Source organism: Priestia veravalensis, from assembly GCF_001457055.1.
GTDB classification, from domain to species: Bacteria; Bacillota; Bacilli; order Bacillales; family Bacillaceae_H; genus Priestia; species Priestia flexa.
On record NZ_KQ758627.1, the window covers coordinates 142353 to 162469 of the forward strand.

Sequence of the window (20117 nt, forward strand, 5' to 3'; positions counted from 1 at the left end):
ACCTCCTACCTGCCATTTTTCCATTATTGTAGAACCTTGGAGGTCGTATAAATCTTCACCACATGCCCAGTCTCAATCGAGCTATCGATCTGTTTTGAAATTCGCTCTTCAAGCGCTTCTAAACCTTTTTTTCCCTCGAAATCTTCAGCTGTCATCTCCGATAGTTCTTTAATAATAATGTCTTTTACTTGAAACTCTCTTTTCTGTAGTTCTTCAGCTGCTTTTTTGCTATCCATTTGAATTTTAAATGATAGGCTAATATAATTATTGCTTTTTAAATTTGTTTTAATATCAGCAATGTCAACAGATGAATCAATTACTTCATCAATGGAAGGCGCAGCTTCAGCCGCTGGCTCGCTTGCTAACTTTAGCGTGACAATGACCCCAACACTCCCAATCAATGTTAAAGACAATAAAATAATGATCATAGTGCCAACTAACTTATTTTTAAACACAGCTTATTCCTCCATATCGCGCCGAAGTCCTAACACATTAATCGATTGATAATAAGCGCATACCTTTTCATTCACTTCAGCAATCGACTCTTTTACAACCAACTTTTTATTGTTGGTTAATGTAATAGTTGTGTCAGGAAACGATTCCACTTGCTCTATGTAAATTGCATTTAGCGTAAATTGCTTTCCATTTAACCTTGTTAAAGTCACCATAATTGATAAAAAGCCAAGCTGATCAGCTCAGCTTCTTTCCTCCTAGGCTATCAGTTTATCGTTTTAAGTTGACAAGTTCTTGTAAGATTTCATCAGAAGTTGTAATGATTCGAGTATTCGCTTGGAAACCACGCTGAGATACAATCATTTCCGTAAATTCTTCCGATAAGTCAACATTAGACATCTCTAAAGCACTCGATACAAGCGTTCCTGTTCCGTTTACTCCCGGTTCACTTAAATCAAAAAATTCTGTACCATCAACTTTTGCGCTACCTGAATTGGCTGTTTCAGCAAAGAGATTACCTCCTACCTTTTCAAGGCCATCATTGTTTGAGAATTTTGCTAATCGAACTCTACCCGCTATTTGTAAAGCACCGTCTGAATCAACATAATTTACGACTCCATCTTGACCAATGCTAAAACTTTTAGCTGTATCTGGAATATTTATTGCCCCTATAAACTCCGTTTCATTTCCATTAACGTCATAAACAGAACCAATAAGGTAAAGGCCTTCAGCTGTTACAATGTTTCCACCTTCATCTAAATAAAAATTACCTGCTCGTGTATACAGTGGTCTATCAATTGTTTGGCCATCTGCCCCATTAGCTACAGTAAAGAATCCTTCTCCTGAAATAGCTAGATCAAGTGGGCGACCTGTTGGCTGAATGCTTCCAGAAGTATGTATCGTATCAATTGTTCCAATTTGAGACCCAAGCCCTACCTGCTTTGGATTCACTCCGCCTCGATCCGCTCCCGGTGCACTCGCTCCTGCTATTTGCTGACTAACTAAGTCTTTAAACGTTGTACGCCCTTTCTTAAATCCGTACGTATTAACATTTGAAATATTATTACCGATTACGTCTAGCTTGGTTTGAAAATTTTTCATTCCACTAATTCCAGAATACATTGAACGTAACATGTAACTTCCCCCTTATTTATAGTGTTCAACGAGTGACAGACAAAATATCGTCAAGAGTTAAAGTTGTATGAGACTCATCATCTAACATAAAAGTAAGCTTGCCGTCTTTTACAGAAGTGGCTTTCACAACAGCTTCGCTTTCTTTATTCGTTTCATCTACCCAAGAAACCGTCTTACCAATAAGCTCGCTACCTTTTAGAATTGGAGATTCACTTTGAACTACTTGTAAAAATTTCTCCATCGATGTACTCATATTTGTCATTTGTTCTAGTGTTGAAAACTGAGCCATTTGAGAAATAAACTCCTTATCTTCCATAGGACTAGTTGGATCTTGATTTTGTAATTGAGTAATTAAAATCTTTAAGAAGTCATCTTTTCCAAGCGAGCTTGTTCCTGTTTGCTTTTGCTGCACGGGCTGATTTGCCAAATACAAATCAGACTGAACCTTATTTGTCATATACATCACCTACACATTGTAGTTAATTAACGCTTCTTCTAATGAGTGAGAAAAGATTTGATTAGTTTCGTCTTTTTCGTCTTTTTCTTCAACTCGTTTTTCTTGCTGCTTTTGTTCTTGATGTTCTTCGCCGTTAGTCATCCATTGTTCTGCTGTGTGAAAAACGTCAATTTTATCTACTTGCACCTGCTGACTAATAAGCGTTTGTTTCAAAGCCCCTAGCTGAGTATCTAAGAGATCTTTTGTCTGAGCAGATGATGCGATAATACGAGCGACAGTCTCATGGTTTCGCTGCACTAGTTCAATTTGAATGGATCCTAGCCTTTCAGGGAAGAGCTTTAAAACTAGCTTCGTTTGAGACGCATTATGCTGAAAAGAAGCTTTCACTAATAGCTCTTGTACCTGCTTCATCACCTGTGATGCCTGCATATCTTTGGGCAAATTCGTATTTACATGAAACGATAGCTGCTGCAACTTACTCATTTCACCCGGTACAAACGTCGCTTTATCAACAGGAATTTTTTGCTTACCTAACTCATCCGTTTCCATGCTTATTAATTGTCTAGTTGGCAGTGAGTGATTATCACTTGCTGAAGCAATTTTTTGTGTAATCAGTTCAATAAGCTGTTTCATTTCTTTACGAGAAAACTGAACAGATTGTATCTCAGGCTGCTGCAGCTTTTCTTGCAATGCTTTTAGTTGACTGGATTCCACTGGAACAAGCTCTCGCAAGGTTTGAAAAAACTGTTGAAATTCCTTAACGAAATTTTTTGCACTTCCTGGCAATGTGACATCCGCTAAGTATGCCTGCAAATTCGTAGCATTGGAAAGCAATTGCTTCAGCTTAGATTCTTTTACTCCGCTTGTAGGGAGCTGTTGAATAAGATCAACAAAAGACTTAAACAAAATACTTTGCTCTTCATTTTCTATCTTTTCAACATTCCCTTCTTCTAAATGAAGCTCAAGAAGCGCCAAGAATTCAGCCAAATCTTCGTTATCATCTACGTTCATCATTTGATTGTTCAAAGGCTGACTAATAGAATGACTGTTCGTGCTGAGATTATCAGTCGTTTCCAGCTCTACGAATAGCATTGCTTGAAATAAAAAAGGATGTTCTTTCTTAACTGTACGATCTACGTTTTGCTTCTCATTCATAACTGGAAGCATAGGCTGCATAGCTACCTTCATTCTTTCACCTCCATTACTCACTTAACGGCTCAGCTAGTAAGCTTGTATAGCGAGCTGCAACGGCAGGGTCCATCTTTTCTAAGACTTTCGTGCGTGCATCCGTTTTTAACGCTTTTAGCAGCAAGATTGCTTCATTTTCTTTTAATTCGGTAAAAATGAGAGCTGCTTTCGTCGGGTTCATCTTTTCATAAGTAGAAACAATGTCTTTCTGTTTATCGTCTCCACCGTCTTGTTCTTGACTAGCAACATCTTTCTCATCTTCTGAATCTCTAATCTTAATTTTTAACTCATCAATCTCGCGCTCTTTAGCCGTTATTTTTTCTTCTAAACTTCTAATATTGTCTTCTTTCTTTTGAAGCTTTTCATTCAGGCTCTTTATTTGATTTTCTAACTCTTTATTCGCCTGTTGCTGATTAGTAGATTTTAAGCTTTCATTATCGTCTCCTATTAAAGGAAGAGATGAAGTTACCGACGAGATTTTCTCTTGAACATCGACTCCACTAATTGTTAGACCAATATAAATAGCTGTAATAATAAACAGCAGGGGTATAAAAATAATAAACAAGAAGACTTGCCACTTACTATTTCTTTTTTCTTCTATTTCTTCATATTCATCTTGCTTTTTTCTAGCCATCTTCTCACCTAATTTCTGTGTAGCATAAACTGTTGCAGAGAAATCTCATCCATTTGCTTACTTTCCGCATCACCCTGAGTTTTTAGGTAGCTTGTATAGCTTTTGTCTTTAAGCTTTTCATACTTTTTGCACTCAATATTTTTTTCTTGAAGCTTCAGCTCTTTCATACTCATCTGCTGTCGCGCCAACATGACGTCTCGCTGGAGCCTGGCAATCGTCGCCTCAATGCTTTCAAGCGCTTGTTGAAAAAATTTAATCTCGCTAACCGCTAAACCACTTTTAAGCTTTTTTGCCTGAAGTTCAAGCATTTCTTCTTTCTGCTTGAGCTTATCGTAAAGCCTCTGCCCGACTTGCTCGAAATATTGAACTGATTCATTATATTGAGCCAATAAACGATTTTTTTCATCTTGCTTAACCGTCATGACTTTTGCTAACTTAAACTGATACGTCACGTTCGTTCACCTTTCTGAAAGAGCTGTTTTAGTATCTCTACGCTATCTTTAAGCGTGGGATGTTCACTCGTTTTTTGCTTTAAAAATGAAATAAGTTCTGGATAATATAAAATTGCTTCATCAATTTCAGCAGAGGACCCTCTTTTGTAAGCTCCGATATTAATAAGGTCTTCTGCTTCAATATATGTAGAAAGTAATAACCGTAGCTTTTCAGCACTTATTTTATGATTTGCTTCTACAATATGATTCATAACGCGGCTAACACTTTTGAGCACATTAATGGCTGGATATTGACCTTTATTAGCTAAATTCCGATCCAATACAATATGCCCATCAACAATTCCTCGAACCGTATCAGCAATCGGTTCATTCATATCATCACCGTCAACTAATACCGTATAAAATGCCGTAATAGAGCCTTGTTCAGTAGTACCTGTTCTTTCTAATAGGCGAGGTAATGAAGCAAAAACCGATGGTGTGTATCCTTTGGTTGTGGGAGGTTCTCCCACTGCTAAACCAATTTCTCGCTGCGCCATAGCAACGCGCGTAACGGAATCCATCATCATCATGACGTTAAGCCCTTGACTTCGAAAGTATTCTGCAATAGATGTAGCTGTATAAGCCGCCTTCATTCGTAATAGTGGAGGCTGATCAGAAGTTGCGACAACGACAATTGAATTTCTCAAACCTTCCGAACCAAGGTCTCTCTCAATAAACTCACGGACTTCTCGACCACGTTCCCCTACTAATGCAATGACGTTGATATCTGCATTCGTGTTTCTCGCAATCATTCCCATAAGCGTACTTTTCCCAACTCCACTTCCTGCAAAGATTCCAATCCGCTGACCCTTGCCAACTGTAAGCAAACTGTCGATTGCTCGAACCCCTACTTCAATTGGTTCAGAAATTGGTGGGCGTTGCAATGGATTAGGAGGTTCCTGTTCAGTTAACACTGATGGAAGATAGCTAGGTAAGCTAGTTCCATCAAGTGGATTTCCTAGGGAATCTAGTGCTTGACCAATTAGCTCAGGTCCTACTTTTACTTGAAGCGGTTTTTCAGTTGTTTCCACGATGCAACCAGGTCCAATATATCGAACAGATGTATAGGGCATTAAAATGACATGTTCATCTTTAAATCCAACTACTTCTGCTTGAATTCGCTCACAAGTATCCTTTAAGTGGATATAGCAAACATCACCAATGGAAGCTTGTGGTCCTCGTGATTCAATCATCATTCCAATAACTCGGTTAACTTTCCCATATCGTTTAAACGAAGAGATATGAGCTATCTCAGGAATAAGCTGCTTCACTTTCACTTTGCTTTTCCTCCATTAAACGTAGTTTCAATTTCTTTTTTAGCTCCGTTAACTGACTATCAACCGATGCATCGAGCTTTCCGTACATCGACTCAATAATGCAATGTTCATCTGTCAAATTTTCATCTGCGTATATGAATAAGCTAGCTTCTCCATTCAATATATCGAACAATTGCTGTTTATTTTCACAAACCATTTCATAATGGCAAGGTGCCACAAAGACTCGAAGCTCTTTGCTCTCTCTAACTTCCTTTATTGCATGCTTAACCAGTGATACAAAACTTTTCTCATTTTTATGTTGAATATTCTGCCCAATGACTTTCTCAGCAAGTGTAAAGCCAAGCTCTAAGATAACCTCTTCAGCTTGAGAAAGGTAATCGGTATAATCTTTTTTAGCTACGTTAACAGCCGTACGGGCTTCTTCTATAAGCGATGTATAGTCCTTATATCCAGCCTGTTGACCTTCACTATACCCAGCGTTAAAACCCTTTTTTTTCTCTGCTTCATATAGCTGTATTTTTTCATTCTCCCACTGCTGTCGCTCTGCTTCAATTTGCTGTCTTGCTTCTAATAGTCTTGCTTCAGCTTCTTCATAAAGACGTGTAGACGCTTCTTTTGCTTCAGTAAGAATTTTGTCAGGGCATTCATTCTTTGCTGTCTGACCATTTGAATTGATCAAATTTCTCCCACTAAATAATGGCTTGATTTCGATTGTTTTGGCTGAATCATGTACGTGATTTGCATAGGTAGATTTAATGATACTAGACAATAATATCGTCTCCTCCACCTCTTGCAATGACTACTTCTCCCATATCTTCTAATCTACGAATAACCGCCACAATGCGAGACTGAGCTTCTTCCACATCTTTTAAACGGACTGGTCCCATATACTCCATTTCTTCTGTAAACGTGTCTACCATTCGCTTGGACATGTTGCGGAATATAATATCTTTTACTTCTTCGCTTGCTACTTTTAAGCTCAATAGCAAGTCTTCGTTTTCAACCTCACGAACGACACGCTGGATGGAGCGGTTATCCAACGTCACAATATCTTCAAAGACAAACATACGCTGTTTAATCTCTTCCGCAAGCTCTGGATCTTGAATTTCTAGAGTATCAATAATAATTTTCTCTGTTGCACGATCCACGCCATTTAACACTTCAACCACCGTCTCGATTCCACCAGTATGGGTGTAATCTTGCGTCACCGTTGTCGAAAGCTTTCTTTCTAAAATTTGTTCTACTTCACTGATGACTTCTGGAGATGTGCTATCCATTGTAGCAATTCTTCTCGCAATATCACCTTGACGCTCTTGAGGTAAAGATGACAAAATTTGCCCAGCTTGAGCTGGCTCTAAGTATGATAAGATCAAAGCAATCGTTTGCGGGTGCTCATGCTGAATAAAATTTAAAAGCTGCATTGGTTCTGCTTTACGCGCAAAATCGAATGGTCGAACTTGCAAAGATGAAGTTAAACGATTAATAACCATTATTGCTTGTTCAGGACCTAAAGCTTTTTCCAACACTTCTTTCGCATAAGTAATGCCGCCTTTTTCAATATAATTCTGAGCAATTGTCATTTGCTCAAATTCTTTTAAAACGGCTTCTTTAACCGCAGGCTCTACCTTTCGCATTGAAGAAATCTCAAACGTTAGCTGTTCAATTTCGTCTTCGCTTAAATGCTTATAGACGGAAGCGGATGCATCAGGACCAAGGGAAATTAATAAAATAGCTGCTTTTTGCTTACCTGTTAATTCACTTTTACTTACCACTTTCGCCACTATACTCCCTCCTACTCCTCACTAATCCACGTGCGCAATAGCTTTGCGAATTCATCTGGCTGCTCACCTGCAAGCTCTTCTAGACGTTTTCTTGACTGCTGCTCTTCACTTAGGACAGGAGGCTTTTGAATGGTTTCAACTGAATCTTCATACTCTTCTTCATATTCATAGAACTCTTCTTCAGAATCTTTTCTACGCTTTAACAATAAGAATAGTAGTGCAAGAATAACTAGTAATAAGCCACCACCTACAAAATATAGCCATGTTGGGATTCCGCTTTGCTGTTGATTAACGGCTACTTTCTGTTCTTGGAATGGCTGTACGGAGACTACAATTTTGTCTGCAACCTGATTATCAGTTAACTCAGCACCTTGTTCATCCTTTGAAATTGACGTACGAACAATCGTGCTTAAAACTTGCTGAATGTCATCCTCTAAATTCTCTGCTAGTTCACCTTCACCGTTTGCATTAGAAGGGTCAATCATTACTTGGATTCCTAAGTCACGAACTTTATAAGGACTCTCTACAATTTCTTTACGAATTCTATTTACTTCGTTGTTGATTCGTTCTTCTGCCTTTTCATAGTCTCCACTGTCGGTACTTCCACTTTCTACATAGTTGGTTGTATCTTCTTCACCGGTCCCTGCAACCCCACCATCTTCAGGTTTCTTTCCCGTAAACGTTTCATTGATTCGCTCCACGCTTACTGCGATTCCTTCCATGTTTTCTTTATCTACAGGTTCCACTAAATTTTCTTCTCGATTTTCCTGTGTAAAGTCAACATCAGCTGTAACTGAAACCATTACTTTGTCTTGTCCAACTAATCTACCTAACATTTGTTGAACTTGGCGCTGAACATCACGTTCAATTTCCTTTTTAATACCATGCTGAGTAGCAAAACTAGATGAATTAGACATTTCGTCACTGCTCTTCAAGTCAAAATATTCAAAGTTTTGATTCATAATTACGATATTATCAGTAGGTAAATTTGGAACACTTTTTGAAACCAAATGATAGAGAGATTTTATTTGTCCTTCATCAAATTTGTAGCCTGGCTGTGTATTTAAAACAATTGATGCTGAAGCTTCTCCTTGCTGATCCTTCACCCAAACACTTTCTTCTGGCAAGGTAATCATCACGTTCGCATTATTGACACCTTGGATATTTTTCATCAGATTAGCTATTTCGGTTTGCATAGCTTCCAATTTAACAACGTTAAACTCATTGTCCGTCATACCAAATCCAGCATTTTGCCCAAAGAAAGAATAATCAATGCTCCCACTGTCTGGTATACCTTGTGCAGCAAGATCCACCTTTAATGAGTCAACATGTTGTTCCGGTACTGAAATAACCGTTCCATTTTCTGAGATTTCAGAAGGTATTTTTCTTGTATCCAGCTCCGCTTTAATTTGACCCGTTTCCTGTACAGATAAATTGCTGTAAAGGGGAACAAACTTCTCATTGGTTGCTACTAAAGAAATAGCAATAAGGGCAATTAGCAGCGCCAAGGGGCCGCCGATGATCAAACCTTTTTGAACCTTAGTGCGCTTTGACCAGAACGCACCTATTTGATTTTTATAGAGTGCTAGTTTTTCATTCATTACAATCCTCCGGCTATTGCTTGTTTTCTATCTAGGGATGAAATAACCGCTTTTTAGCTAAAACCGTTTACTACATTTGCATACGCATCATTTCTTGATATGCTTCAACAGCTTTATTACGTATTTCAATTGTCGTCTGCATCGCAATACTGGCTTTTTGTGATACAATCATGACATTATGTAAATCAATTTTTTCTCCACGAGCTAACTTTTCTGTGGCTAGATCTGATGCCTTTTGTGCGTTGTTTACTTGGTTTAACGACTCCTTTAAAAAAGTTGAAAATTGACCGTGAGCTTCTTTAACGGTTCCTGTGTTCGATATTTTCTCAGTTAGTACAGGCATTTGATGTTGAATCCCTTGAATCATACTGCTTCACCTTACTTTCCTATTTCCAATGCTTTCAATAATAAATTTTTATTTGCGTTTAACACCGTAATATTTGCTTCATAGGATCTTGTTGCACCAATTAAATCTGTCATCTCTTTTAATGGATCCACATTGGGAAGCTGAACATACCCATCTTCATTTGCGTCAGGATGCGTTGGGTTATACACAAGCTTAAAAGGAGATTGATCTTCTGTTATGGACTTAACTTTCACACCGCCCGCTGACCCTTTACTCATTTCATTTTGTAGCAACGAAGAAAAACTTGGACCACCGTTTGATTGGAGCGAAACCACTTTTCTGCGATACGGCTGCCATTCTCCATTTACAAGTTCACTTCTTGTTGTTTCGGCATTCGCCATATTAGAAGAAATAACATCCATTCGTAGTCGATTAGCAGTTAAAGCTGACCCAGATATGCTGAGATTTTGAAATATTGACACCTCTACTTACCTCCTCTAATGACAGTTTGTAGAGAATTAAATTTACCGTTAAGTCGATCAATTAATGCTTCATAGTAAATTTGATTTTCTGCCATTGTCGTCATTTCTTTATCTAAATCAACCCCATTGCCGTTTTCTTGGTATGTATGACTTGTTCTTGAAATAACAGCTGCTTGTTCGGATGATTTTGAGAATTCAATATGTTTTTCGTTCGTACGGTATGCTTTCAATGAATATTGAAGCTCTGATTGAAATTGATTCTTCCGAGATACATCTTTAGCCTTATAGTTTGGCGTATCTACATTTGCAATGTTTTGAGAAATTGTTTGCTGCTTAAGCGTTGAATAATTCAGACCTTGCTCTAATGACTGAATTGTTCCTGAAAATAAACTCATATAGGACACCTACTTACCGCGTTTAATTTTCTGACAAATTTCGACTTTTCTACCATAAAGCCTATTGTAAAAAAAAGTATGCTTCTTGTCTATACCTAATAAGCAACTTTTGTACTACATTACTAAAATTTATCGTTGAATTTACAAATCTATTTTAACACCTTCAAAATAAATCCGGGCGCTTTTTTCGACAAAATACACTAAATATAATTAATAAGTCTCTAATAAATGACATTAAAAGTAATTTAATTAATTCTTAAACACTAAAATAATCAAAGTTAATCTTTTTTTGTATAGTCTTAAAGAATTATATTTATTCAAATTAACTAGTTCTTTATGGACTATTTATATTTTAATTAAAAATGGTAATAGTTCTATTAACTCGCATTTTATATAAAAGAGGTACTTTTTTAGGATGGCGATCTTAACAAAAAAAAGAGACCTTTGACTGCTAATCAAAGATCTCTTTTTTCTAACGATTAGTTTGATTTTAATTTTGCTAATTCAACAAGAAACTTGCTGTTTAATACTTTAATGTACGTTCCTTTCATTCCTAAAGAACGCGACTCAATTACACCCGCACTTTCAAGCTTACGAAGTGCATTTACAATTACAGAGCGTGTAATCCCTACACGGTCAGCAATTTTGCTTGCTACTAATAAACCTTCATTACCGTTTAGCTCTTCAAAGATATGCTCGATTGCTTCTAATTCACTGTACGATAGTGAACTAATTGCCATTTGAACAACCGCTTTGCTACGCGCTTCTTCTTCAATCTCTTCTGCTTTCTCACGAAGAATCTCCATACCGACTACAGTTGCACCATATTCAGCTAGAATTAAATCATCATCTGCAAAGTTACGATCTAAACGAGCTAATACTAGCGTACCTAATCTTTCCCCTCCACCGATGATTGGAACGATTGTTGTTAAACCAGCTTCAAAAAGCTCTTTGTTTTCAACAGGGAACGCTGTGTATTCACTATTAATATCTAAGTTTGAAGATGTTTCAGAAATGTTGAATAAGTTTTGTGTATACTCTTCTGGGAATTGACGCGCTTCTAACATGCCTTTCATGCGGTCATTTTCAATCTGTTGCTTAACTGCGATTCCTAATAACTTACCGCGACGACTAACAACAAATACATTCGATTCAATAACTTCACATAAAGTTTCAGCCATTTCTTTAAAGTTTACGGGCTTACCCGCAGCCTTTTGTAACATCGCATTAATCTTTCTAGTTTTTCCTAATAAATCCATTATCTTTGTTCCTCCTGAAATCTCTATTCTATACCTATAAAATAAATTGACTTAAATCTTTATTTTTTGCAATCTTCTCTAACTTACTTTCCACGTATTGAGGAGTAATAACAATCTTTTCTAACGTAACTTCTGGCGCTTCAAATGATAGGTCTTCAAGCAGTCTTTCCAGAATAGTATGAAGTCTTCTTGCCCCAATGTTATCCGTGTCTTGGTTAACTTGAAAGGCAATTTCTGCAATCTTACGTATAGCATCGTCAGAAAATTCAATTTGTATACCTTCAGTTTCCAATAATGCTACATATTGTTTTAATAGTGCATTATCTGGTTCAACTAAAATACTCATAAAATCTTCTACCGTTAGTTTTGTCAACTCAACACGAATTGGAAAACGCCCTTGTAATTCCGGAATTAAATCCGAAGGCTTGGAAACATGGAACGCTCCTGCAGCAATAAATAAAACATGATCTGTCTTAATTGCTCCATACTTTGTTACAATTGTAGAACCTTCTACAATTGGTAGAATATCACGTTGTACACCTTCACGTGATACATCCGCTGAAGATGAGTTACCGCTCTTTTGAGCAATTTTGTCAATTTCATCAATAAAGACAATTCCATACTGTTCTGCACGATGAATTGCTTCTTGCGTTACTTCATCCATATCAATTAGCTTTTGAGCTTCTTCGTTTGTTAACACTTTACGAGCTTCTCTCACCGTAAGTTTACGCTTTTTCTGTTTCTTTGGCATAAAGTTACTTAAAGCATCTTGCATATTCATCCCCATCTGTTCCATACCCGAACCTTGCAGCATATCAAACATAGAAGGCTGTTGTTCTTCTACCTCAATTGTTACATAATGATCCTCAAGTTCTCCAAGGGCTAACTGATGGGCAATTTGTTTGCGCTTTGTTTCAACATTTACTTCTTCTTCTTGTTCTGCTTGAGTATCGGCTTGCTGTGAATTATTGGAGAAAATCATTTCAAATGGATTCTTAAATGTCTGCTGCTTTTTCTTGCTTGGAACTAAAAGCTCAACAAGACGCCTATTGGCATTTCTTTGAGCACTGTCGGATACAGAAACCATTTTTTCTTCCTTCACTAAACGAACGGATGTCTCAACTAAATCACGAATCATCGATTCTACATCACGACCAACGTAGCCAACCTCTGTAAACTTTGTTGCTTCTACCTTAACGAAAGGTGCACCAACAAGCTTTGCAAGCCTGCGCGCAATTTCTGTTTTACCAACACCAGTTGGCCCAATCATTAAAATATTTTTGGGAACGACTTCGTCTTTCAAAGCTTCGTTTAATAAACTACGTCGATAGCGATTCCTTAGCGCAACCGCAACCGCTTTTTTTGCACTTGTTTGGCCAACAATATACTGATCAAGCTTTTCAACAATTTGTCGAGGCGTTAAATGAGAATTCATAGAAAATCCCCTTTCCTACAGTTCTTCTACAATAATTTGATTATTCGTATACACACAAATCTCACTTGCAACATCCAAAGCAGCTTTTGCAATTTCTTTTGCAGTTAAATGTTCTCCAGCATGCTGTTTTAATGCACGACCAGCCGATAATGCATAATTCCCACCAGAACCGATAGCTAAAATCCCATCATCAGGCTCAATGACCTCACCTGTTCCCGAAACCAATAGTAAGCTATCTCTGTTCATCACAATCAGCATAGCTTCTAGTTTGCGTAAAACTTTATCACTTCGCCATTGTTTTGCTAATTCAACTGATGCGCGCTGTAAATTGCCGTTATACTCTTCTAATTTACTCTCAAACATTTCAAACAGTGTGAACGCATCAGCAACTGAACCTGCAAATCCAGCCAAAACCTGTCCTTGAAATAAGCGACGTACTTTTTTAGCTGTATGTTTCATCACAACAGCATTTCCAAACGTCACTTGCCCATCACCTGACATAGCACATTGACCATTATGTTGAACGGCAAAAATCGTTGTAGCATGAAATGTAGACATAATAACTAACTCCTCCTTCTATGCACGAGGATGATGATTCATATATACTGTTTTTAACCGATCCTTCGTTACATGCGTATATATTTGAGTTGTGGATAAATTTTCATGACCAAGTAGCTCTTGAACCGTACGTAAGTCGGCTCCTTCATTTAATAAATGCGTAGCAAAAGTATGACGTAAAACGTGAGGACTAATATGTATGTTCTCTGCCGTTTTATTCATGAGTTTTTCAATAACTAAGCGAACACCTCTATCCGTCAATGTTGTTCCGCGATTATTTAAAAAGAGCGCATTCGTATTGGTAGCGCTTTTGCTTTTCAACTGCACTCGCCCATTCTGTATATATGTATGAAGAGAGTCTTTTGCATATTTACCAAATGGAACGTAACGCTGTTTTTTTCCTTTTCCATGCACAAGAAGCGTTTGAAGTGAAAAGTCAATATCACTAAGCTGAATGGCTGCGCATTCGCTCACACGAATTCCCGTAGCATACATTAATTCAAGGAGCGCTTGATTACGCTGGCCAAGCGGCGTAGTAAGATCATTTAACTCAAACAGTTTCATCAGCTCTTCCGCATAAAGAAAGCGTGGCGTATACTGATCTTTTTTCGGCAATGAAACAAGCGCAAACGGATTTTCAACCACTATTTGTTCACGATACAAATATCGATAAAAACTTCGTAAACATGAAATCTTTCTCGACATTGATTTTTTTGAATATGACTTTTCATATAACCTTGTTAAAAACAGTCTTGCATCTGCATATGTAACATCTTGTAAATTTTGTATTTGTTCTGCTTCTAAAAAAGAGATGAATGACTCAATATCTTTTTCATAGCAATCAACTGTATATTGTGAATAGTTCTTTTCAATTTGTAAATATTCTAGGAAGGAATTTAAAGAAACTTTAACAAATTCCACTCATATCACCTCACAAGGGCTACTAAATATTATCACAATTCAGTAGCCCTTGCAAACAATTTCGTTATTTTGTTGTAAAATTCTGAATAGTTTCTAATGCTCTTGTAGCGAGCGCTTCATTTCGCTCTTTTTTGTTTTTAATACGGACTTCTAGCTCTTTAAACAAGCCAAAGTTTGCGTTCATCGGCTGGAAATTTTTAGCGTTTGTATGCGTGATATAGTGAGCCATACTTCCAATTGCTGTTTCTTGAGGTAGGACAACTAACTCTTCTCCTAAAACGTAACGGGCTGCATTCATTCCAGCCATTAGACCGCTAGCAGCAGATTCAACATAGCCTTCTACTCCCGTCATCTGACCAGCAAAGAACAAGTCTTCACGTTCGCGATATTGATAAGTTGGGCGAAGTAGTTTCGGAGAGTTAATGAACGTATTGCGGTGCATTACTCCATAGCGAACTACTTCAGCATTTTCAAGGCCAGGAATTAAGCTTAATACCTCTTTTTGAGCTCCCCACTTTAAGTGCGTTTGGAAACCAACGATATTATAAAGCGTTCCTGCTGCATCGTCTTGGCGTAATTGTACAACAGCGTAAGGTCGTTTACCGGTTTTGGGATCTTCTAACCCTACAGGCTTAAGTGGTCCAAACAACATCGTTTTTTCTCCACGCGCTGCCATTACTTCAATTGGCATACAACCTTCAAAGTAGATTTCCTTTTCGAACTCTTTTAAAGGTACCACTTCAGCATCAATTAATGCTTGGTGAAACTTCGTAAACTCTTCTTTTGTCATTGGGCAGTTTAAATAAGCTGCTTCACCTTTATCATAACGTGATTTTAAATATACCTTGTCCATATCAATGCTGTCTTTTTCAATGATTGGAGCCGCCGCGTCATAAAAATAAAGATAGTCTTCACCTGTTAAAGTACGTAGCTGTTCTGATAAATCTTTTGATGTCAATGGACCTGTTGCAATAATTGTTGGGCCTTTTGGAATTTCCGTAATTTCTTCGTGTACAACTTCGACATTCGGGTGGTTTTTTACACTTTCCGTTACGCGCGCTGCAAACTCATGACGATCTACAGCTAAAGCGCCACCTGCCGGAACTGCGCACGCATCTGCTGATTCAATAATAATTGAGTCTAGCTTACGCATCTCTTCTTTTAATACTCCAACTGCATTTGTTAAAGTATTGGCACGAAGTGAGTTACTACATACTAATTCAGCAAATTTATCTGTATGATGCGCTGGTGTCTGCTTTACTGGACGCATTTCATAAAGTCTTACTTTTAATCCTCTTTTCGCAATTTGCCAAGCGGCCTCGCTTCCAGCAAGACCAGCACCAATTACGTTAATTACTTGTTCTGTCATGTTCAATCCTCCAACTAAAATATCAAACAAAGAAGTATTATAACATACCTTTTTTCTGTTTGTTTAATCGTTTATCTCCACTCGCTGCTACTTTTTTCTCAAAAAAATACGACGCCATGTAAATGAGTCGCTAAGAACGTTTCCATTTTAGCACACTACCTCATGTCGTCGCACTTATATCCTTCATAATAATCAATCATTCATCGTTACAATTTATTCTAAATAACTAACCGCGCTTCTTATTGTTGCGTTTCTTCCTTATAATCACAGCTTGTGCAAACTACTTGCGTTCCTTTTTTCTGCTTTTTCTCTACAAGTAAGCTCTCACACTTTGGACACTTTCTAGCAATTGGCTTATCCCAAGAAATGAATTCACAGCTTGGAAAACGATCACAGCCATAGAAAGTACGTTTTTTCTTGGACTTACGTTCTACAATGTTCCCTTCTTCACACGTCGGGCACTTTACGCCAATTTCTTTGACAATTGGCTTTGTATTACGACATTCTGGAAAGTTTGAACATGCCATGAACTTTCCATAGCGCCCCATTTTAAATACCATTGGTGATCCACAAGCTTCACAGTCTTCTCCAGCAGGTTCGTCTTTGATCTCTACTTCACGCATTTCTTTTTCTGCTTTTTCAAGCCTCTTTTCAAAATCGCGATAAAATTCGTCAATAACCTTAACCCACTGTACGCTTCCTTCTTCCACCTTATCAAGGTCCGTTTCCATTTTAGCTGTGAATTCAACATCTAAAATTTCAGGGAAAAATTCTAAAATAAGTTCTAGCACAATCCCACCAAGTTCCGTTGGTACAAAGCGCTTGTTCTCTAAAGCAACATATCCGCGTTTTTGAATCGTATCAAGCGTTGGTGCATAGGTGGATGGTCTTCCTATCCCTAATTCTTCAAGCGTTTTAACTAATCTCGCTTCCGTATAACGCGGTGGTGGCTGTGTGTAATGCTGCTTTGGCTCAATATCTTTTGAATAAGCTGTTTCCCCTTCTTCTAAGTTTGGAAGCTGCTTTTCTTTTTCTTCGACTTGGTCATCGCTACCTTCTACATATAGCTTCATAAACCCAGGAAACTTCACTTTTGACCCATTTGCTCGAAACGTTACGTCACTATTTTTTAAATCAACAGCCATTGTATCCATTACGGCCGAAGACATTTGGCTTGCTAAGAAGCGTTCCCAAACAAGCTTGTATAAACGAAACTGATCTCTTGATAAAAATTCCTTCACATCTGCAGGTTTACGCATTGCCGAAGTAGGACGAATTGCTTCGTGAGCATCTTGTGAGTTGGCTTGCTTCTTTTCTTTTTTCTTTTCTTGTGCTAAATAGTCATTGCCATATGCGTTTAAAATGTACTCTTTTGCTTCTTCTTGCGCTGTTTCAGAGATACGGGTTGAATCGGTACGCATGTACGTAATTAAACCAACGGTTCCTTCTTTCCCTAAATCAATACCTTCGTATAGCTGCTGAGCAATCATCATTGTTTTCTTTGCTCTAAAATTCAGCTTTCGTGCTGCTTCTTGTTGAAGAGAAGAAGTTGTAAAGGAAGGAGCTGGATTTCGTTTTCTTTCTTTTTTTGTTACTTTTGAAATCTTAAACTCGTTACCTTCTATCGTTTGAAGAATGGCTTTTACTTCTTCTTCATTGGAAAGGTTTGCTTTCTTCCCTTTGTACTCAATTAGCGATCCTTCAAACTGATCGTTATCTTTTTGGAAAGTTGCTTGTACCGTCCAATACTCTTCCGGCTCAAAGTCCGTAATTTCTTTTTCACGATCAATGATTAAGCGTACTGCAATCGATTGAACACGTCCAGCGCTTAATCCTTTTTTCACTTTCTTCCATAGTAATGGACTAATGTTATATCCCACTAATCGGTCCAAAATACGTCTTGCTTGCTGCGCATCAACTAAATCCATATTGATTGCACGTGGATGTTTAAAAGACTCTTTAATTGCATCTTTTGTAATTTCATTAAATACAACGCGACAGTCTGATGCAATATCTACATCTAGGCTATGAGCCAAGTGCCATGCAATGGCTTCACCTTCACGATCTGGATCGGCTGCTAGATAAATCTTTTTCGCTTTTTTAGCTGCTGTTTTTAAATCTTTCAGTACCGGTCCCTTACCACGAATGGTAATATACTTTGGATCATAGTTATGTTCAGTATCAATGCCCATTTGACTTTTGGGTAAATCACGAACATGTCCCATCGATGCTTTCACTTTATATTTTTTTCCTAAATAGCGTTCAATTGTTTTGGCCTTAGCAGGCGATTCTACAATTACTAGGTAGTCAGACATCTATTTGCTCCTCCTCAAGAGGTAAAATAAAACCTTCATTATTATTAATTAATCTTTTTTTTATCATATTGTATCAAATACTTTTCTCTAAATTTCGTTATGTTTCAGTAATACTCTTTCATCTTACAAATCATACATCTTTCCAAATAAAAAATTACCTATGACTTTGGAATCGATGTAATTCATTTATTATATCTGTAGGGTTCTGTACAAGCTTCGCACCCATTTGAATCAGTTTGTTTACTCCTTTTGAAGCATCATCTGTAATAGGGCCAGGTATAGCAAATACTTCCCTTCCTTGTTGAAGTGCTTGATCAGCTGTAATAAATGAACCACTTCGCTCTTTAGCTTGAACCACAACTGTACCACTTGTCAAGCCACTAATAATTCGATTCCGCTTTGGAAAGTGCCACTTGGCTGGTTTAGTCGGTGGCGGATACTCTGACACCAATAAATGGTTATGAGCAATTTCATTTGCTAATGGAAGATTATGCTTTGGATAGATATTATAAAAGCCACTTCCTAAAACTGCAATAGTTTTTGCTTGTTTAGCAATGGCTAGCTGATGAGCAGCTGTGTCAATACCCAAAGCTAATCCGCTTACAATTACAAATTGATTATGAAGCAACGGAGCTAAAACCGATTGTATAGCATCATATCCATACTGAGTAGGCTGTCTTGTTCCAACCACGCTTAAACAATCTTTATACTGAAATAATGAAAAATCTCCTTTACAGAACAAAACCCAAGGTGGATCATAGATATTTTTTAATAAATGGGGGTATTCATCATCAATAATTGTTATACAGTAAATACTTTGCTCTTCATATTTATTTAGAATATCTTGTATTGGAATAGTTTGCAAATATTTTTTCACTTGACATGCTCGATTGAATGGAACCTGAAGGATTTGCTGAAGGTCATTCGGAGAATAATTGTACAGATGTTGAAGAGAAGAATCATACTGAAGAAACGAAAAGATTTGCTTCCAAGTCAATAGCTGACAATGCGATAAGTGAATTATTTTTTTGCGCAACTCATCCATATCATCGACTCCTTTTATGGCATAGAAAATAGTCCTCAGCAAGGAGGACCATTTTTATGCTTTAATGAGTTTTACATTTTTCTAATAAACCTTGTTCTTTTAACACACTAATTAATGTCTCACCCATTACAGACGGCGTTTCAGCGACTTTGATACCGCATTCATTCATTGTTTTGATCTTTTCAGCAGCCGTTCCTTTTCCACCAGAAATAATGGCACCAGCATGGCCCATACGTTTCCCTGGAGGTGCTGTTTGCCCACCAATAAACCCTACAACAGGTTTTGTCATGTTTGCTTTAATCCATTCTGCAGCTTCTTCTTCCGCTGTACCACCAATTTCACCAATCATAATAACAGCATACGTCTCTTCGTCTTCATTGAAGGCTTTTAGAACATCAATAAAGTTTGTACCATTAACCGGGTCTCCACCGATACCAACAGCTGTTGATTGACCAATTCCTGCTTCAGAAAGTTGATGTACTGCTTCGTATGTTAACGTACCAGAGCGTGATACGACACCAACATGACCTTTTTTGTGAATATATCCTGGCATAATACCAATTTTACATTCTTCTGGCGTAATAACACCTGGGCAGTTTGGTCCTACAAGTCTAGTCTTTTTGCCTTCCATATAGCGCTTTACTTTTACCATATCTAATACAGGAATACCTTCTGTGATACAAATAACAAGATCTAACTCTGCATCAACTGCTTCAATAATTGAATCAGCCGCGAACGCAGGTGGCACGTAAACAACAGAAGCTGTAGCACCTGTTTTTTCTTTGGCTTCTAATACCGTATTAAAAACGGGAACGCCTTCAACTTCCATACCACCTTTACCTGGCGTTACACCACCGACGATTTGTGTGCCGTACTCTAACATCTGCGTTGTATGGAAAAGACCTACTCCGCCTGTTATACCTTGTACAATTACTTTTGTGTCCTTATTAATAAATACGCTCATTCCTATCCCCCA

The 20117-nt window shown here is 37.7% G+C and carries 22 protein-coding genes; all 22 read right to left on the bottom strand.

Going from position 1 to position 20117, the window contains the following annotated elements; translation table 11 throughout:
- Positions 1-23: 23 nt before the first annotated feature.
- Entirely contained in the window at positions 24-455 is a 432-nt protein-coding gene (fliL, locus tag AS180_RS00735) for a flagellar basal body-associated protein FliL (protein WP_025908979.1), read from the bottom strand.
- Positions 456-458: 3 nt separating this feature from the next.
- Positions 459-668, bottom strand: coding sequence for a flagellar FlbD family protein (locus AS180_RS00740; protein WP_025908980.1), 210 nt, complete (start codon positions 666-668; stop codon positions 459-461).
- 55 nt (positions 669-723) lie between these two features.
- Positions 724-1587, bottom strand: a complete 864-nt coding sequence (gene flgG / locus AS180_RS00745) for a flagellar basal body rod protein FlgG (protein ID WP_025908981.1) — start codon at positions 1585-1587, stop codon at positions 724-726.
- 25 nt (positions 1588-1612) lie between these two features.
- Complete coding sequence (gene flgD, locus AS180_RS00750; protein WP_025908982.1) at positions 1613-2044, bottom strand: flagellar hook assembly protein FlgD; 432 nt, start codon at positions 2042-2044, stop codon at positions 1613-1615.
- A 9-nt stretch (positions 2045-2053) separates the two neighbouring features.
- Entirely contained in the window at positions 2054-3232 is a 1179-nt protein-coding gene (locus AS180_RS00755; protein WP_062686205.1) for a flagellar hook-length control protein FliK, read from the bottom strand.
- Between the two features lie 13 nt (positions 3233-3245).
- Positions 3246-3866 carry a MotE family protein gene (locus AS180_RS00760; protein ID WP_025908984.1) on the bottom strand — a complete coding sequence of 207 codons (621 nt, stop codon included), beginning with the start codon at positions 3864-3866 and terminating at the stop codon, positions 3246-3248.
- Between the two features lie 8 nt (positions 3867-3874).
- Complete coding sequence (gene fliJ, locus AS180_RS00765; protein ID WP_025908985.1) at positions 3875-4318, bottom strand: flagellar export protein FliJ; 444 nt, start codon at positions 4316-4318, stop codon at positions 3875-3877.
- Positions 4315-5634 (bottom strand): flagellar protein export ATPase FliI, encoded by a 1320-nt coding sequence (fliI, locus tag AS180_RS00770; RefSeq protein ID WP_025908986.1) that lies wholly within the window; start codon positions 5632-5634, stop codon positions 4315-4317. Before fliI ends, fliJ begins: the two co-directional genes overlap by 4 nt.
- Positions 5609-6403: a flagellar assembly protein FliH gene (gene fliH / locus AS180_RS00775; RefSeq protein WP_025908987.1), complete on the bottom strand. Its 795-nt coding sequence runs from the start codon at positions 6401-6403 to the stop codon at positions 5609-5611. Before fliH ends, fliI begins: the two co-directional genes overlap by 26 nt.
- On the bottom strand, positions 6396-7406 hold the full coding sequence (gene fliG, locus AS180_RS00780; protein WP_373688722.1) for a flagellar motor switch protein FliG: 1011 nt from the start codon (positions 7404-7406) through the stop codon (positions 6396-6398). Before fliG ends, fliH begins: the two co-directional genes overlap by 8 nt.
- A 20-nt stretch (positions 7407-7426) precedes the next feature.
- Positions 7427-9016 carry a flagellar basal-body MS-ring/collar protein FliF gene (fliF, locus tag AS180_RS00785; RefSeq protein ID WP_061784583.1) on the bottom strand — a complete coding sequence of 530 codons (1590 nt, stop codon included), beginning with the start codon at positions 9014-9016 and terminating at the stop codon, positions 7427-7429.
- Positions 9017-9086: 70 nt separating this feature from the next.
- Complete coding sequence (fliE, locus tag AS180_RS00790; RefSeq protein ID WP_025908990.1) at positions 9087-9383, bottom strand: flagellar hook-basal body complex protein FliE; 297 nt, start codon at positions 9381-9383, stop codon at positions 9087-9089.
- Positions 9384-9394: 11 nt separating this feature from the next.
- Positions 9395-9844, bottom strand: a complete 450-nt coding sequence (flgC, locus tag AS180_RS00795) for a flagellar basal body rod protein FlgC (RefSeq protein ID WP_025908991.1) — start codon at positions 9842-9844, stop codon at positions 9395-9397.
- Between the two features lie 2 nt (positions 9845-9846).
- The gene (flgB, locus tag AS180_RS00800) at positions 9847-10239 is read right to left on the bottom strand and encodes a flagellar basal body rod protein FlgB (RefSeq protein WP_025908992.1); all 393 of its coding nucleotides are present in this window, start codon (positions 10237-10239) and stop codon (positions 9847-9849) included.
- Positions 10240-10718: 479 nt separating this feature from the next.
- Complete coding sequence (gene codY, locus AS180_RS00805; protein WP_025908993.1) at positions 10719-11498, bottom strand: GTP-sensing pleiotropic transcriptional regulator CodY; 780 nt, start codon at positions 11496-11498, stop codon at positions 10719-10721.
- 34 nt (positions 11499-11532) lie between these two features.
- Positions 11533-12933 carry an HslU--HslV peptidase ATPase subunit gene (gene hslU / locus AS180_RS00810; RefSeq protein WP_062686207.1) on the bottom strand — a complete coding sequence of 467 codons (1401 nt, stop codon included), beginning with the start codon at positions 12931-12933 and terminating at the stop codon, positions 11533-11535.
- Between the two features lie 15 nt (positions 12934-12948).
- Positions 12949-13491 (bottom strand): ATP-dependent protease subunit HslV, encoded by a 543-nt coding sequence (gene hslV / locus AS180_RS00815; RefSeq protein ID WP_025908995.1) that lies wholly within the window; start codon positions 13489-13491, stop codon positions 12949-12951.
- 18 nt (positions 13492-13509) lie between these two features.
- Positions 13510-14412, bottom strand: a complete 903-nt coding sequence (gene xerC / locus AS180_RS00820) for a tyrosine recombinase XerC (protein ID WP_025908996.1) — start codon at positions 14410-14412, stop codon at positions 13510-13512.
- Positions 14413-14476: 64 nt separating this feature from the next.
- Complete coding sequence (trmFO, locus tag AS180_RS00825; protein ID WP_025908997.1) at positions 14477-15781, bottom strand: FADH(2)-oxidizing methylenetetrahydrofolate--tRNA-(uracil(54)-C(5))-methyltransferase TrmFO; 1305 nt, start codon at positions 15779-15781, stop codon at positions 14477-14479.
- Positions 15782-16020: 239 nt separating this feature from the next.
- Positions 16021-18096, bottom strand: coding sequence for a type I DNA topoisomerase (topA, locus tag AS180_RS00830; protein ID WP_025908998.1), 2076 nt, complete (start codon positions 18094-18096; stop codon positions 16021-16023).
- A 154-nt stretch (positions 18097-18250) separates the two neighbouring features.
- On the bottom strand, positions 18251-19141 hold the full coding sequence (dprA, locus tag AS180_RS00835) for a DNA-processing protein DprA (protein ID WP_025908999.1): 891 nt from the start codon (positions 19139-19141) through the stop codon (positions 18251-18253).
- A 61-nt stretch (positions 19142-19202) separates the two neighbouring features.
- On the bottom strand, positions 19203-20105 hold the full coding sequence (gene sucD / locus AS180_RS00840) for a succinate--CoA ligase subunit alpha (protein WP_025909000.1): 903 nt from the start codon (positions 20103-20105) through the stop codon (positions 19203-19205).
- Positions 20106-20117 lie beyond the last annotated feature (12 nt).